Origin of the sequence: Helicobacter ibis (assembly GCF_027859255.1) — a bacterium.
Lineage (GTDB): Bacteria > Campylobacterota > Campylobacteria > Campylobacterales > Helicobacteraceae > Helicobacter_D > Helicobacter_D ibis.
The window spans coordinates 67,849-83,904 of sequence record NZ_JAQHXR010000003.1 but is presented as its reverse complement, the minus strand read 5'-3'; the positions used below and the strand labels follow the sequence as shown (position 1 = coordinate 83,904).

Genomic DNA, 16,056 nt, shown 5'->3' with positions numbered 1-16,056 from the left:
TTATACCTTAGATAATTTTTATAAAATTCTACAATTCTTTGTCTTAAAGTTTAAAGCAGTTTTTAAATTCGCTATTTTGCAATTCCTCCCTTAATAAATCAGCATTTTTTATAAACTCGTCTTTTGATGAATAATGCTTAAAGTTGAAAAATTTGACCCCGCTGTAACTTTCTATAAAACTAGAAAAATTAATATCTACTCCACCACTAAAGATTCCAAAAAGCACATTGATTTTTTTAACTTTCAGAATCTCTAAACTCAAAAGAGTATGATTTATAGCACCCAAATAATTACTAGATACCAATATAACTGGCAAGTTATGCAACAGCACAAAATCAAGCATACAACTTTTACCATCAAGTGGAGTTAGTATTCCACCTGCACTCTCTATTACAAGATTCTCTGAAGCTGGCATCTTTATATCAGTTAGGCTATACAAAATACCCTCTTCTTTCATCGCTATATGAGGGCTTTTTGGAGCTTTTAGAGTAATTCCATTATTAAATATTCTGGCATTACTTAAAGAGGCTATCACTTCTTTATCTTCTATAATGTTTTCTCCATTATACACACCGCTTCCTGCTTGAACTATCTTAAAATAATCCAGCATAAACGCGTAACACAAAGCGGCACTTACGGAAGTTTTCCCAACTCCAGTATGAATCCCACATGTGCATACACGCATTAGCACACACTTTTACTTTTGCTTAGTGTTTTTGCTAATCCACCAAGTGCAGTTTCTCTATATTTTGAATTCATATCCTTGCCTGTTTGATACATCGTAGCTATTACATTATCTAGACTAACTACTGGGTGGCTTTTACGATTCATAGCCATTCTTGCAGCTGATATTGCTTTTATAGCCCCAAAAGCATTTCTTTCGATACATGGTATTTGCACAAGCCCAAAAGCCGGATCACAAGTAAGCCCCAAGTGATGTTCCATAGCAATTTCAGCCGCACTACATGCTTGATCTATATTTCCACCAAGTACACTAACCATAGCAGCGGCAGCCATAGAACTAGCAGATCCAATTTCAGCTTGACAACCTGCTTCGGCACCACTAATTGAGGCATTCTTCTTATACAGTGAGCCTATCATCATAGCAGATAACAAGAAATCAACCGCCGTCTCATCACTAAAACCTACGCTATGATTTTTCAAATACAACATTACACTTGGTATCACAGCACATGCACCATTTGTAGGTGCAGTAACAACCCTACCGCCACCAGCATTTTCTTCGGCAATAGCAATTGCATACAAACTAACATAATCTAAAATACCAAATGGATCGGTGCTTGGCTTTATCCTCTCGCTTAGTTCTTTTGCCCTCCTATGAAGCTTTAAAGGTCCGGGAAGCTCCAAAGATGATGGGTTGCAACCACTCTTAAAAGATTCTTGCATTACCTGCCACATAGAAAGACAATACTCAACTATATGACTTTTGCTATGAAACTGCCTTTCATACGCCATAGATATTTTTGATAGATTTTTCTTTCTCTTTTTAGCTTCTAGTATTAATTCTTTTGCATTATTTATAGATATATCAAGCTTTTGCGTTTCTTTGTCATCGTTTTGTTGCATTTCCTGCTCGGTTTTGACAAATCCACCGCCTATTGAATAATATCTCTCTTGCAATAAAATTTCATTGTTACTATTTAACGCAAAAAATTCAAGCCCATTTTCATGTAATGGTAGAAAATCGTTACAAAACTCTATATTTTTTTCATAATCAAAGGTTATTTTTTTGCAAGAATGTAGATTTAAAATTTTATTATCAAGCACCAAATCCAAAACTTCTTGCTGAATCTTTGGTGTAGCCATCTTTGGCGTAATCCCACTTAGTCCCCACATCAATGCCTTATCACTCAAATGCCCCTTACCAGTTAAGCTAAGAGAGCCATAAAGAGTGCATTTTATGGTGTGTGTTATATCTAAAAGATTCTTGTTTATTAATAATTCACAAAATAAATTAGAAGCAATCATAGGACCAAGAGTATGCGATGAACTCGGTCCTATACCTATTTTAAAGATACTTAAATTACTCATAATAATTTATATACAACGCTAGTTATAGTTAAAAGCCCAGTAATAATTACAAAAGCGTCTAATGCTGGGTTTTTATACTTTTTAAATTTACTAACACTCCAAATAGCAATCATTGGCATGATAAATAAAATCATAGCAATAATAGGACCGCCTAAATCCTCTATGAATCCTAAAATACTTGGATTAATATAAGCTACGATAATTATTGTAATATACATAAATAATGTACTAAATACTTTAATTACTTTTATGTTTGGGTTTTCATTACCACTCATTTTTACTGCTTTTCTTACAATTCCATTTAATCCCTCATAAGCACCAAAATAATGCCCAAAAAACGAACTAACAATAGCCAAAAATGCAACCAAAGGTGCTCCATAAGAAATAATAGGAGTATCAAATTTATTTGCAAAATAAGAAAGAATAGGAATATTTGCCTCTCTAGCGGCGGCAAAATCACTAGAATCTAAACACAAAATACAAGAAAATACAAAAAACATAACAAATGCTAAAAGCATTAAAGAAGTTCTAAATAGAATCTGATTCGCCTTTGCAACTGAAGCTTCTTCTCCATACTCTCTTCTTACGCTAAGCGTAAATGTAGAAATTGCAGGAGAATGATTAAAAGCAAAAACAAGCACAGGTAAAGTAAGCCAAACAACTTCTAAAAATTCTTTTAAGCTAGGTGAAGTCTGTATTATTTCTAACTTCCAATGAGGTATCAAATATAGAGAAAAACCAAACAACACTAAGCACAAAGGATAAACAAGTGCATTACAGGCTTTTGTTACTACTTCTTCTTTTAGCACCATAACAGACATCATAGCAGTAACTAGAACAAATGCTAAGCCCATTCTAACTGCTGGATACATAGTCATGGTCTCTGGATCATATAGCCCCTCTAGCTTAAGTTGATTAACAAAAAAGCTACCAAATGTATTTGTAATACCAACACCATAAGCCAAACAAATAGGATAAATAGCAAAAAAATACAATATTGTTATAAAAAAACTAACATTTCTGCCCCAATACTCTTCAGCTGCGTGAGTTATATCATGCTCAACACTTTTAGATTCATTGACAAATCTGCTAAGTGCTCTATGAGATAGCCAAACCATAGGAAAAATTAATAATGTCATAACAACAACAGGCCAAAATCCTCCCGTCCCAGCTCTAATTGGCAAAAACAAGATTCCAGCACCAACTGCCGTCCCAAACAAGGATAACATCCACCTATTGTCAAATTTATTCCATTGCATTAAAAAACCTCCAAAAAAGCTTATATTTTCAATATAATTGCGGAATTATAATAGCAAAAAAAGGCAAAATAGTGAGTGCATTTAACTTTAAAGATACAAATACAACACTAGTTCATATATGTTGTAGCGTAGATAGTCATCATTTTTTAACTCAATTGTTACAAAAATACCCAGAAAAGAATTTCTGCGGATATTTTTACAACCCAAACATACACCCATATGAAGAATACAAAATGCGACTAGATGATGTAAGGCGAAGTTGCCAAAGACTTGGGATTCCGTTGGTTGAAGGCAAATATGATGATAAAGAATGGCTAGAAAATGCAAAAGGTATGGAAAATGAACCAGAAAAGGGCATTAGATGCTCTTATTGCTTTGATTATCGGCTAAAGAGTTCTGCGAAAATTGCAAAAGAATTAAAATGTGTAGAATTTACAACAACACTTCTAGCAAGTCCCATGAAAACACAAAACGAACTATATACTCAAGGCACAAAAATAGCACAACAATATAGTCTAAACTTCCTGCCAATAGACGTCAGAAGCAATGGTGGCACACAAATACAAAGCAAAATCGCAAAAGAAGAGAATCTATATAGACAAAATTATTGTGGTTGTATATTTGGACTAAGCAAACAAAGAGAACAATCAAAAAAAATGCCATTTGAACTTTTTTCATCTTTATCACTACCAAAGGATAGTAGCACACTGCCAAAAATAAGGATAAAAAACTTCAAAACAAGAGAAGAATTAGAAAAAAATAACACAAAATATAAAATGATAAGACAAAAAGTTCTAGCATACAGAATTTTAAAAGGCCTATTAAGAGTAGAGAGCGTTGTGATTCCTAGCTTTATTTGTAGCTACTCATATCTTAAAAAACCACTAAAGAGTGAAATAGAATTTTGGCATAACAATATAGGCTATGCCCAAAAAGAAGGGGCAATTTTTATACTCTTTGATTCTATTAAAGAACAAATAAAATACGATAGTTTTGAATCTCTATTGAAAAATGGCTTAGATGAGAAAATACAGCTAAGCTTGAGACTAAAATTTAGCGACAATGGCCTCTTTACCTCGCCTATTGTAATAATAAAAGATAAGTTTTATGGAAGCTTTATGCTAGAGATTGACGCAATATCACAAGATGAAATATTTGAAAGCTTTATTGTAGTATAATCTTTACTTTTACTAAAAGGAGATTTATGAAAAAAATACTTGTAATAGCATTATTAATTAGCAGTGTATTTGCAAATGCAAATTTTGACAAAAACTTCCAAAAAACAATAAAAGAAGTAGCAGATATAGAAATAGAAGTGCAGTTTAAAAAAGAGTTAAAGAGCTTTCCAGCCTTCTTTGTAATAGGAAAGACAAAGGGCGGAGATCTATTTCCAGTAATATCAAACAAAAATGGAGATTATTTCTTTGGTCTTAGTAATGTTATGCACCTAGATGAAAAAGATTCTAGCATGATAAGAAGCGAGTTGAACAAAGCACAAACCCAAAAAAACAAACAAGACAAGGTAGTGCTAGACAAGTTATTTAGCAGTTTTTCAGATAATGATTATTTATTCTTGGAAGGAAATTCTAAGAATCTTCCTACACAAATTGTAGTTAGCGATCCTGATTGCCCTTATTGTAGAAAACACTTAGATGAAATAGAAGACACACTAAAAGTAGCAAATGTAAAATATATTTTTGCACCTGTGCATGAAGGAGATGCATTTGTAAAATCACAACTAATAATGGATGAAGCAAAGAATCTAAAAAGCACTAAAGACAAAATAAAAGTAATGAAAAAATACTACAAAGATATAGAGCTAAGCAAGAAACAACTAGGCACAAATACTTCACAAATAGATAAAAATGCAAAAAAAATATTTGAATCTGGCGTAATACGCGGAGTTCCATTTGTCTATGAAGTAGAATAATGCCCTTTCTTAAGATTAACTACTCTAATAAAATCGAAGTAACTCTAGGTGGTGCTTGGGACTATAAAATCCCAAGTAGCACCATAAGGCAGCTTGAACAAATTCCTAACAATAAAGAAATATCACTAAAGCTAGATGATGATTTTGATTTAGATTTTTGTGGTGGCAAGATTCTGCATTCATGGTGCAACAATAGAATCTTTGCCCAAAATGAACTTCTCTATAATCAAAAAAGCAAACATATACTAAAAGAACTAGATAGCAGTCAAAAACCAAAAGACAAAACTCTGCACGAAGAGATAATAGTAGCCCATAAAGATAGCTTCAAAATTATTAAAAGCTTCTCTAAAAAACTCTATTTTGCGTTTGGGTTTTTAGGGGAGATTATTTCTCTTGTAATACTAAGTTTTATAAAGCCAAAGAATATCAGAGTAAAAGCATTTTTCTATCATACTCAAGAATCTCTAATAAAAGCCGTAGGAATAGTATCTTTAGCCTGTTTTCTAATAGGAATTGTAATAGCATATCAAGGCTCAATTCAGCTAAAACAATTTGGTGCAAGTATCCTAATAGTCGAAATGAGTGCAATGCTAACTTTAAGAGAAATGTCGCCAATTATTGCTGCAATAATAATTGCCGGAAGAAGTGCATCTTCATTTAGTGCAGAAATAGGCATGATGAAATCCACACAAGAACTAGATGCAATGTCTGTTATGGGATTTAATCCGATTACTTTTTTAGTTATCCCTAGAATCTTAGCCCTATGCTTGATTATGCCTTTGGTTGTATTCATCGCTGATTTGTTTGGGATTTTAGGCTCTATGTTTATTAGCTCACTACAGCTTGATATAAGCACGGAGCAGTTTTTAGAGAGATTTTTGACTATGGTAGATGAGAGACATTTTTGGGTAGGTATGATAAAAGCACCATTTTTTGGACTTATAATATCCCTAATTGGGTGTTATCATGGATTTATAGTGGCAAAAGATACTAGAAGCATAGGTTTGCACACGACAAAAAGCGTAGTTGAATCTATATTTGCAGTAATAGCATTTGATGCAATTTGTTCTGTTATCTTTACCGAGCTTGGATTGTAGATGCAAAATATAATTGAAATAAAAAATCTAACTACCAAATATGGAGATAGAATAATCCATGATAATATAAGCTTCAACATACAGCAAAAGGACATATTTGCCATACTTGGTGGAAGCGGTAGCGGTAAAAGCACCCTGCTAAATACAATGATATTTCTAAAGCCTCCTACAAGTGGCGAAGTTAGATTTTTAGATAAAAATATATGGACGCTAGATGAAGAAGAATCTCTAAAGATGAAACTAAAATGCGGAGTTTTATTTCAGTTTGGTGCTCTTTTTTCATCTCTTAGTGTGCTTGATAACATTACAATTACTCTAAGAGAATACACTTCATTGCCAAATAGAGTAATAAACGATCTTGCATACATGTGGATACATCAAGTTGGACTAAAGCCTGAAGTAGCAAATCTATATCCTAGTGAGCTAAGTGGTGGAATGATAAAAAGAGTTGCATTAGCTAGAGCATTATCTCTTAGCCCAAAAGTGCTATTTTTAGATGAACCAACAAGCGGACTTGACCCAAAGAGTGCTAGACATTTTGATGAGCTAATAAAAGAGCTTAGAGATATTTTAGGCATTAGCATAGTTATGATAACGCATGATATGGATAGCGTAAAAAGCGTAGTAAATAGACTAATAATTTTAAAAGAGAGAAAAATATTTTTTGAAGGAACTATTAGTGAGCTAGAGAGGCAAACGGAATCTTTGGATTTATTTTTGTATCAAATTTAGGAGGAGATAATGGAGGCTAGGCTAAATCATGTGCTAATTGGTGTATTTTTTGTATTATCATTATTTGCACTTGCTTACTTTGTGTATTGGATTGGTAGATATGATAGAAATATTTCAAAATATAATGAATATTATGTATATAACACAGAGCTTCCAAAAGGGATTCGTTCAGAAACACAAGTTAGATTCCTGGGAATCCCAGTTGGTTTTGTCAAAAGCTATAAGCTAATAGACGATAATGTAGAAATGGTAATATGGATTAAAAAAGACATAAACATTAAAAAAGGAGCGAAGATTCTTGTAGATTCCCAAGGATTAACAAGTGGTAATTTTCTATCATTAATACAAGGCAACGAAGGGGACTTCACACAAGGAGAAAAGGCTGTCTTAGGCTTTGAAGAAAACTGGGTAGATAGAGTAGGAAACAAAGTAGAAAAAGCAATGGAGCAACTAGAGACAAGTTTATATAAAGTAAATATGCTTCTAAACGATAAGAATCTACAAAACATAGAATCTAGTTTGGAAAATTTTGCAAAATTTTCACAACACCTAGATAAAACACTCCTAAATATAGAGAGTGAAATACTAAAATTTGGTAACACAAGAGAGGTTTTTGAAGAATCTATAAAAAATGGAGACTATAATTTAAGAGAAATGATTACACCTCTTATATTTGACTTGCAACAAAGTGCAAAAAGATTTGACTCAATCTTGCAGAGCACACAAAGCATCACAAATGAAATAGAATCTTCTCCTTATGATTTTATTTTTGGAATTAAGACTAATAAACTTGGACCTAGGGAGGAGAGATGAGACAAATACTATTTTTAGGAATTAGTGCGATACTATTTGCTGGTTGCTTTAGCAAACAAATACAAGAACAAAATAAATATGAAATATACACCCCACTAAATAATAAAGAATGCCAAAAATATATAACAATAAGCTATCTTGGAATCGAAGTGGCGCAAAAGATAAATAGCACAAAAATAGCTTACAAAGAAAACAATAACAAACTAGAATATTTTGCAAAGAATAAATGGGCTTCAAATCTGCAAGATATGCTAGAGATAACACTAAATAAAATAGCAAAAAACAACTGCATAGCACTAAGTGATAATAATAGTCCAGAGAGTATGAAGCTAAAAGTGCTTGATTTATACTTCGATGAATCTAGTAATAAAGCCGTTTTTAATGCTATTTTGGAGTTAGGAGAGAGACAAATATGGATAGCAAAGCACACAAAAGTAGAGGAAGGTGATTTTAGTAAAATTATAAATGCACTAAATAGCACTATAAACTCTGGACTAGATGAGGCATTAGGTGAAATATGATATATACGATAAATATAGAAAATCTAAGACTTAAGGCAATAATAGGGATTCTGCCATTTGAAAGAGAAAATCCACAAGAAATAGAGGTGAATTTTTCTTGTAAATACGAAAAAAATAAAGAGTTTTTAGACTACTCAAAAATAAAAGAATTTATAGAAGAATCTTTTAAGAATGATTTTTTACTACTAGAAGATGCACTAGAGTTTTTTTATAACGAGATTCCAAAACGCTTTATAATTATTGATAGCTTTTCTTTAAAGATAACAAAACTAGACATTTTTAAAAACTGCAAAGTATCAATGGAGGTAAGCTATAAAAAGGATATAAATGAATGAGACAATAGAATTTATAAACCAAAGACATAAAAACTACGAAACAATAAAACAAAAACTAAAAACGCAAGATAAAATCCGTATAGGAATCCTAGTATGCTCTGATACTTCATTCCAATATCATTCTTTAATTACAGAATTACAAAAAGATTCTAGATTTGTAATAAATATTTTCGTAGTGCCAATGATTACTAAAAGTTTAGAAAAAATAAACGAAATGCTTACAACAACACTTACAAATTTACGCCAAAAATATCCGAATGTATATTCTGTATTCAATTTTGAAAAGCAGTGCTATATGGATATTTCGCCACATATTGACATTGCATTTTTTTGCAATATATATGATGCTGGAGTGCATGAATTATATAGAATAACTTATTTATCACAATTTATGCTTACTGTTTATGTGCCATATGGTTATACAGGGTTATTAAACTATGATGTGAATCACATAATAAATAAAATAGGATACAACACGCTTTGGAAAATATATGTAGAAAATAAAAAAACACAAAAATTAACACAAAATACTAAATATATGCCACACGATAATGTAATAGCTGTAGGCTATACAAAAATGGATCTATTACCAGCTCCAAAAATGACTGGGGGGGGGGGGCGATATGAAAACAATAATAATTTCTCCTCATCATACTATTACAAATTGGGAAGGATTAAGGCTATCAAATTTTTTAGAATTTAGTGATTTTTTCTTAGAATTACCAAAGCTATATCCTCAAATACACTTTATCTTCAGACCTCATCCACTTCTATTTGATACTATAAAGCAAAATCCAAATCTATGGAATGATAGCGTCGAATCTTATCTGACAAAAATCTCAAGAATACCAAATATGACATACGATGATACAAGCGATTACTTACAAACTTTTATGGATTCTAGTGCTTTGATACATGATTGTGGATCATTTCTGGCAGAGTATCTATTTACAGAAAAGCCAATGCTATTTATAGCAAAGAGAGCACAAGCAAATGATAGCTTCACCAAACATGGCAAAGACCTACTAGATAAACTATATCTAGCATATACACAAGAAGAAATAATAAACTTCATAAACGAAGTGGTTATAAACAATAATGATTACATGAAGAAAAAAAGAGTAAATTTTACCAACAAGCAAATAATCTACAATCAAGGCAATGCTGGAAAAGCAATCGCTAATGATATAATAAGAGAAATTTTTGGGTAAGGAAAATAATGCTACAAAGAAAGAATCTAAGATATGAAAATGGATTATTAGTAAAGGAAAAATACTATCTAGGAAAACTATGCGTATTAAAAAGAACTATAGACTATAAAAAATATGACACACAAACCACAACATATCTCTTTGGAATCCCACTATATAAAGAAAGCACAAAAATTAGCTCTAGACTTCTTTATAAATGCCATATACAAGAAAGCAAATACAACCACACGCTAGACGCAAACCATTATATGTCCCAAGATATAGCAAACGCAACAACGCAAAATAATCTGCATGATAGGCTAGAGAGGCTATGCAAGAATCTAGATCCACAAAGCATAGAAGTAGTAAACAGAATAATAAATAGACTAAAGCTAACAACACTAAGCAAGGATAAATCATACACTGGAGTAAGCAAAGAAGAACATAAAGCGCTAGAAAATCTAAGAGATAACTATCTAACAAATATAATAAAGCTAGATGAAAATTTGTATTTTTATAATGGATATTTCATACCAAAAAATCCACTTTACGAAGCTTCAGTATGGCTGTATGAACATAATATGAATCTATTCTCTACGCTAGATAAAATAAAAAATAAAAACATAATTGATGTTGGTGGATATATAGGAGATAGTGCCATTATCTTTGAAAAATACACAGACAAAAATATATACTGCTTTGAGCCTGTAAGTGATAACTACAAGCTAGTGCAAGAAACAATAAAACTAAATAATGCAACAAAAATAATACCTATAAACAAGGGTCTAGGCTCCAAGAAAGAAAATCTATCTATAATGAAAAATGGTGCAAACTCTACTATAAACAATACAGATAGTAGTATAAAAAACAAAGAAAAAGAACAAATAAGCATAACAACCCTAGATAGCTTCGTAGAGGAAAATAACATTGAAGTAGGATTCATAAAAGTAGATACCGAAGGCTTTGAAATGGAATTCCTAAAAGGAGCACTAGAGACTATAAAAAGTCAAAAACCAGCAATGCTACTTAGCATATATCATAGTGCAGATGACTTTTTTGGTATCAAACCATTTATAGAGTCTCTAAATTTAGGATATAGTTTTACTATTCACAAACCTATTGATTTTACTATTTCAGGTGAGTGTGCATTATATTGTGAAGTAAGGAATTAAAATGGCAAAAGATTCAAATGGAACAGAACTAAACGCTGGAGATAGCGTAAGTGTGATAAAAGACTTAAAGGTAAAGGGTGCAAACTCCACTATAAAAAGAGGCACAACAATAAAAAACATAAAGCTAACTAATAAAGATGATGAAATAGAAGCAAAAGTTGATAAATGCGGTGTGGCAGTGCTTAAGACTTGTTTTTTAAAGAAAATTTAGAGTTTCTTTTTCTTTGCTTCGTTAATTTGTTGAACCTTAATTAACACTTGAACCATTGCTTGATAAAGAGATTCTGGAATCTCTTTATCAATATCTACATCTTTATACAATGCCCTTGCAAGTGGTGGGTTTTCTATTATTGGTATTTCATGTTCTTCTGCTACTTTTTTAATCCTTTGAGCGATTAAATCGACTCCTTTTGCCAAGACTCTTGGTGCTCTTTCTTTTTGTGTATCATATCTTAGTGCCACTGCATAGTGAGTTGGGTTTGTAACTACAACATCGGCACTTGGTATATTTTGCATCATACGCTTTTTTGAAGCCTGGAACATAAGTGAGCGAATCTTTCCTTTTACTTGCTGGTCTCCTTCTTGGTTTTTAAACTCATCTTTTACTTCTTGTTTTGTCATTCTTAGGGATTTAAAATATTGATAACGCTTTAACATATAATCAGCCGCTGCCATAACTAAGAAAAATGCCAAAAGTATGCCAATTAGAATCAATGCTTTATCCCTAAACCACAACATTTGATCGCCCAAATTAAAAAGTGAAACCGTTGCTAATTCATGCATGAATCCTAAAAACACAAAAAAAGCAATAATAAATGCACTAAAAACCTTAAAGGTAATCAAAAAGCCATCTAAAAGCTTTTTTAAGGAGAATAGATTCTTAATTCCAGAGATAACATTTAGCTTTTGAAGCTTTGGTTGTATTGCCTTTATAGTTAATAAAAGTCCGCTTTGTGCTACATTTGCAACAACTCCAGTTATCATCAATGCAGCAAAAATAGGCACAAGAAGCAATATGGTCTCAAATGCCAACGACAAAGTTAAAGACATGGAATTTGCTAGGTTTAAATCTCTATTAAACAATCCATATACCGCATGAAACATATCACTTAATCCAGAGACCCAAAAACTAAAACACAAAAATATAAGCACAAGCCCAACAACCATACCCAAAAAAGCATTTACATCAGGGCTTTTTATAACATTACCTTCTTCTCTTGCCTTTTCTATCTTACGCCCGGTGGGTTCTTCTGTCTTTTCTTCATCAGCCATTTATAACCTTTAAATCCGCAAATTATATCAATATTTATAAACCATTCTTAAGGCTTCTTTATAGTCTTCTTTATAGTTTAGATTCTGTGTTTCTTTTAAATCTATACTTACATAATCTGCTTTTAATGATATAAGCAAATTTTGTAATTTATAGTTATTTTCTTGTATATGCTTTTTTACAACATTAATCGAATCTTTCGGATATATACCTATTAGCGGGTGGATTTTAGAATTACTCTTAGCAAAAGTTGGTCTTTGCATCTCATAAAAAGAATTAATAAGCCTAGTAAAAGATACAAAAAAGGGAGTATCAACCGCAAGAACAAAAATATCATCATCTATAAACTCTAAAGAGCTACAAAGCCCAAAAATAGGTGCATAAATATTGCTATTATCAAATATTGTTGGTATGTTATATGAATTTAACACAGATTCTTTGCTTGAGAAATATAATTTTTCAAAATTAGCTTTCATTTTTTTTGCTTGATAGTCTGCAAGAGTGAAATCTGCAAATTTCAAATACTCCTTTTTTTCTCCCATTCTTTGACTTCTGCCACCACATAATATCACGCCTACCATAATATCACCTTTTGCAAATTGATAAAAATTATAGCTTTTTTTATAACACTTAGGTAAGATTATGCTTTACTTTATAAAGGGAGAAATATTTGCTAGTTGATAGTTTTGGACGCACAATAGACTATATAAGAATAAGCTTGACTGAAAGATGTAATTTTAGGTGCATGTATTGTATGCCAAATACGCCTATGGATATAGGCAGTGAGAGTGATGATGTGCCATTAGATTCTGTATTAAACTTCATAAAAATAGCAATAAAACAAGGTGTAAAAAAAATAAGAATAACAGGTGGTGAGCCATTACTTAGGAGCCAAATTGTGCCTTTTATTGCAAAAATTTATGAACTAAATCCAAATATCGATATAGCACTAACTACAAATGCTTTTTTATTAGCTCCACTAGCAAAAGACTTAAAACAAGCTGGGTTAAAGAGAATAAATATCTCCCTAGATTCGTTAAAACCAGAAAAAATAGTACTAATTTCAAAACGAGATGGTCTAAATAAAATCCTACAAGGCATAGAATCTGCAGTCAAAGAAGGCTTCACAATCAAGCTAAATATGGTACCACTACTAGGCATAAATGATGATGAAATTGTGGATATTTTAGAATATGGAATAAATCTTGGAGTTGGAGTTAGATTTATAGAGTTTATGGAGAACACACACGCAAAAGATTCCACAAAAGGGCTTAGAGCAAATGAAATACTACATAAAATAAAAGCAAAATATGAAGTAGATTTATTAGAGAAGGATTTTTTTGGTCCTGCAACACTATTTAAGCTACCAACAAAAGATTGTATATTTGGAATCATAGCACCACACAATGATGATTTTTGCAAAACTTGTAACAGAATAAGGCTCAGCAGTGAAGGTAAATTAATACCATGTTTATATCATGAAAATGCAGTTGATATAAAAGAGCATATGTTAAGAGGAAATGAAAAAGAGATTCTGAAAAATCTAAAACTATGCGTAGAAAAAAAACCAGAAAAAAATGACTGGGACAATAATGAAGTATCTACTAGGGCATTTTATAAAACAGGTGGATAAATAGTTCTAAATAATAATAATTTTCTTTTAAGAATTAATCTATATAATTACACCAACTTTTTCAAATAAAAGTGATATAATCAAATTAACTTCAAATTAAGGAAAAAATAATGAGCAAAGTAGTTCAAACTTTAAAACAAATTCAAGCAGATAGTGCAGTATTCTACATTAAGCTTCACAACTATCACTGGAATGTAGTTGGTATGGATTTTCACCCTGTGCATAAAGCATTAGAGGAAATGTATGATGATATTACTGATTTAATGGACGATTGTGCAGAGAGAATCTTGCAATTAAACGAAAAGCCTTATGTAACACTAAAAGATATGCTAAGTGCTAGTAAAATTGCTGAAGAGAGTGCTACAAAATTTGATTCAAAGACTATCTTAAAAGCTATTTTGCCTGACTATGAGATGTTCTTAAAGAATCTAAGAGAGCTATCTGATATAGCTGGTGAAGCAAATGACAAAGCAACAGTTGCACTAGCAGATGAGAAAATAGCTTCTTTAGAGAAGTTCTTATGGATGCTAAAGGCTCAACTAGCCTAAAACAAAGGAGTATCCATCTCCTTTGGAATCTCTAGCCCCATTAGTTTTAGCACACTTGGTGCAATATTATTAAGTCCTCCATTTTTTACACTTTTGACATTTGGTGCTGATATAAATGCCCACACCTCGCCTATAGTATGATTTGTAAGAATCTCACCATTATTATTTTGCATTTCCTCACAATTCCCGTGATCACTTGTTAGAATTAGTGCATATTCTTTTTCTTTGGATTTCTCATAGATTCTGCCTATTTGAGTATCCACTGCTTCGACTGCTTTTATAGCTGCAGACAAAGAGCCTGTATGTCCTACCATATCACCATTTGCAAAATTAACAACAATAAAATCATACTCCATATCCATAGCTTTTAATACCTCATCACACACTTCAAAAGCACTCATTTCTGGCTTTTCATCATATGTTTTAACCTTTGGTGATGGTATTAAGATTCTATCTTCTCCATTATATGGTTCTTCAATTCCGCCATTGAAGAAAAATGTTACATGTGCATATTTTTCTGTCTCTGCTGTGTGGAATTGTCTTAAGTTATTTTTAGAAATTATCTCTGCAAGTGTATTTTGTATGCTATCTTTTGGAAACATAACTGGAAAGTTAAAATTCTTATCATATTGTGTCATTGTAACCAACGGTAATTCAACAAAACCTTTCCTGACAAAAGAGCTAAAATCAGCAATCCCCAATGCACTAACAATCTCTCTAGCTCTATCACTTCTAAAATTCACAAAAATAATGCCATCATCTTTACTAAAGCTCTCTCCAATAAAACTAACTGGCTCTATAAATTCATCAAAAATTTCTTTAGAATATTGAGTCTCTATATACTCTAGTGGCGTTTTATCTGTTAGATTTTCGCCAAGTGCTATTGTATTATATGCCCTCTCTACTCTGTCCCACCTATTATCTCTATCCATTGCGTAGAATCTCCCGCAAAGAGAAGCCACCTTGATATTTGTGCCTTGAATCTTCTCTAAAATAGACTGCACAAAACCTAATGCACTTTGAGGCAACACATCCCTACCATCGCTAATTAAATGTAAATATATCTCATGACTATCTTTAAGTCCAAATGCCAAAGCATTTATATGATCTATATGAGAATGCACACCACCATCACTTGCTAAGCCTATTACATGAATCTTTTTTGTGTTTTTTAGAGATTGCAAGGCTTTATTTTTTAACAATTCTCCACTCTCTATTGCTTTGTTTATTTTTACTAAGTCTTGGTATAAGATTCTGCCACTTCCTATACACATATGCCCCACTTCAGAATTCCCCATTTGTCCATCTGGTAGCCCAACTGATAATCCATAAGTCTTTATCATTCCATATGGAACTTCTTTGAAAAGCTTTTCATAATTTGGCTTATTAGCGTGGAAAAATGCGTTATATTCTGTCTCTTTACTATATCCTATGCCATCTGTTATCACAAGTATTGTTTTCATTAGCTATCCATATTTAAACTTTATTTAGTTAGAATCTTACC

General features: G+C 32.0%; 19 protein-coding genes. 13 read left to right on the top strand and 6 right to left on the bottom strand.

Annotation, left to right across the window (positions count from 1 at the left end):
* Nucleotides 1-43 precede the first annotated feature (43 nt).
* The 3 genes from bioD to PF021_RS06200 are packed head-to-tail and all read right to left on the bottom strand — an operon-like array spanning nt 44 to nt 3,311.
* Complete coding sequence (gene bioD, locus PF021_RS06210; RefSeq protein WP_271021607.1) at nt 44-685, bottom strand: dethiobiotin synthase; 642 nt, start codon at nt 683-685, stop codon at nt 44-46.
* Nucleotides 685-2,052, bottom strand: a complete 1,368-nt coding sequence (locus PF021_RS06205) for an L-serine ammonia-lyase (RefSeq protein ID WP_271021606.1) — start codon at nt 2,050-2,052, stop codon at nt 685-687. Before PF021_RS06205 ends, bioD begins: the two co-directional genes overlap by 1 nt.
* Nucleotides 2,049-3,311, bottom strand: coding sequence for an SLC5/6 family protein (locus PF021_RS06200; RefSeq protein ID WP_271021605.1), 1,263 nt, complete (start codon nt 3,309-3,311; stop codon nt 2,049-2,051). The genes PF021_RS06205 and PF021_RS06200 overlap by 4 nt, the downstream gene beginning before the upstream one ends.
* A 71-nt stretch (nt 3,312-3,382) precedes the next feature.
* Between PF021_RS06200 and PF021_RS06195 the strand changes: the two genes are divergently transcribed.
* Genes PF021_RS06195 through PF021_RS06145 form a run of 11 tightly spaced genes read left to right on the top strand, consistent with a single transcriptional unit; the run spans nt 3,383 to nt 11,312 of the window.
* Nucleotides 3,383-4,489, top strand: a complete 1,107-nt coding sequence (locus PF021_RS06195; RefSeq protein ID WP_271021604.1) for an epoxyqueuosine reductase QueH — start codon at nt 3,383-3,385, stop codon at nt 4,487-4,489.
* 26 nt (nt 4,490-4,515) lie between these two features.
* The gene (locus tag PF021_RS06190; protein WP_271021603.1) at nt 4,516-5,241 is read left to right on the top strand and encodes a thioredoxin domain-containing protein; all 726 of its coding nucleotides are present in this window, start codon (nt 4,516-4,518) and stop codon (nt 5,239-5,241) included.
* Nucleotides 5,241-6,338, top strand: a complete 1,098-nt coding sequence (locus PF021_RS06185) for an MlaE family ABC transporter permease (RefSeq protein ID WP_271021602.1) — start codon at nt 5,241-5,243, stop codon at nt 6,336-6,338. The genes PF021_RS06190 and PF021_RS06185 overlap by 1 nt, the downstream gene beginning before the upstream one ends.
* Nucleotides 6,339-7,070 (top strand): ABC transporter ATP-binding protein, encoded by a 732-nt coding sequence (locus tag PF021_RS06180; RefSeq protein WP_271021600.1) that lies wholly within the window; start codon nt 6,339-6,341, stop codon nt 7,068-7,070.
* A gap of 9 nt (nt 7,071-7,079) precedes the next feature.
* Nucleotides 7,080-7,883 carry an MlaD family protein gene (locus PF021_RS06175; RefSeq protein WP_271021599.1) on the top strand — a complete coding sequence of 268 codons (804 nt, stop codon included), beginning with the start codon at nt 7,080-7,082 and terminating at the stop codon, nt 7,881-7,883.
* The gene (locus PF021_RS06170; protein WP_271021597.1) at nt 7,880-8,404 is read left to right on the top strand and encodes an ABC-type transport auxiliary lipoprotein family protein; all 525 of its coding nucleotides are present in this window, start codon (nt 7,880-7,882) and stop codon (nt 8,402-8,404) included. Before PF021_RS06175 ends, PF021_RS06170 begins: the two co-directional genes overlap by 4 nt.
* Entirely contained in the window at nt 8,401-8,739 is a 339-nt protein-coding gene (locus PF021_RS06165; protein ID WP_271021596.1) for a dihydroneopterin aldolase, read from the top strand. Before PF021_RS06170 ends, PF021_RS06165 begins: the two co-directional genes overlap by 4 nt.
* The gene (locus PF021_RS06160; RefSeq protein ID WP_271021595.1) at nt 8,732-9,442 is read left to right on the top strand and encodes a hypothetical protein; all 711 of its coding nucleotides are present in this window, start codon (nt 8,732-8,734) and stop codon (nt 9,440-9,442) included. Before PF021_RS06165 ends, PF021_RS06160 begins: the two co-directional genes overlap by 8 nt.
* Nucleotides 9,363-9,950 carry a CDP-glycerol glycerophosphotransferase family protein gene (locus PF021_RS06155; RefSeq protein WP_271021594.1) on the top strand — a complete coding sequence of 196 codons (588 nt, stop codon included), beginning with the start codon at nt 9,363-9,365 and terminating at the stop codon, nt 9,948-9,950. The genes PF021_RS06160 and PF021_RS06155 overlap by 80 nt, the downstream gene beginning before the upstream one ends.
* Before the next feature lie 8 nt (nt 9,951-9,958).
* Nucleotides 9,959-11,101 (top strand): FkbM family methyltransferase, encoded by a 1,143-nt coding sequence (locus PF021_RS06150; protein WP_271021593.1) that lies wholly within the window; start codon nt 9,959-9,961, stop codon nt 11,099-11,101.
* A gap of 1 nt (nt 11,102) precedes the next feature.
* Complete coding sequence (locus tag PF021_RS06145; RefSeq protein ID WP_271021591.1) at nt 11,103-11,312, top strand: alkylphosphonate utilization protein; 210 nt, start codon at nt 11,103-11,105, stop codon at nt 11,310-11,312.
* Here the strand turns inward: PF021_RS06145 and flhB are convergent.
* Entirely contained in the window at nt 11,309-12,373 is a 1,065-nt protein-coding gene (gene flhB / locus PF021_RS06140) for a flagellar biosynthesis protein FlhB (protein WP_271021589.1), read from the bottom strand. The genes PF021_RS06145 and flhB overlap by 4 nt on opposite strands.
* Before the next feature lie 27 nt (nt 12,374-12,400).
* Nucleotides 12,401-12,952 (bottom strand): molybdenum cofactor guanylyltransferase, encoded by a 552-nt coding sequence (locus PF021_RS06135; RefSeq protein WP_271021588.1) that lies wholly within the window; start codon nt 12,950-12,952, stop codon nt 12,401-12,403.
* A gap of 89 nt (nt 12,953-13,041) precedes the next feature.
* Here PF021_RS06135 and moaA point away from each other — a divergent pair, with 89 nt between their 5' ends.
* Both moaA and PF021_RS06125 read left to right on the top strand, forming a co-directional pair.
* On the top strand, nt 13,042-14,004 hold the full coding sequence (gene moaA, locus PF021_RS06130) for a GTP 3',8-cyclase MoaA (RefSeq protein ID WP_271021587.1): 963 nt from the start codon (nt 13,042-13,044) through the stop codon (nt 14,002-14,004).
* A gap of 110 nt (nt 14,005-14,114) precedes the next feature.
* Complete coding sequence (locus tag PF021_RS06125) at nt 14,115-14,552, top strand: Dps family protein (protein WP_271021586.1); 438 nt, start codon at nt 14,115-14,117, stop codon at nt 14,550-14,552.
* On the opposite strand, the gene gpmI is transcribed toward PF021_RS06125, so the two are convergent.
* Nucleotides 14,549-16,015 carry a 2,3-bisphosphoglycerate-independent phosphoglycerate mutase gene (gene gpmI / locus PF021_RS06120; RefSeq protein ID WP_271021585.1) on the bottom strand — a complete coding sequence of 489 codons (1,467 nt, stop codon included), beginning with the start codon at nt 16,013-16,015 and terminating at the stop codon, nt 14,549-14,551. The two genes, PF021_RS06125 and gpmI, sit on opposite strands and share 4 nt — an antisense overlap.
* Nucleotides 16,016-16,056 lie beyond the last annotated feature (41 nt).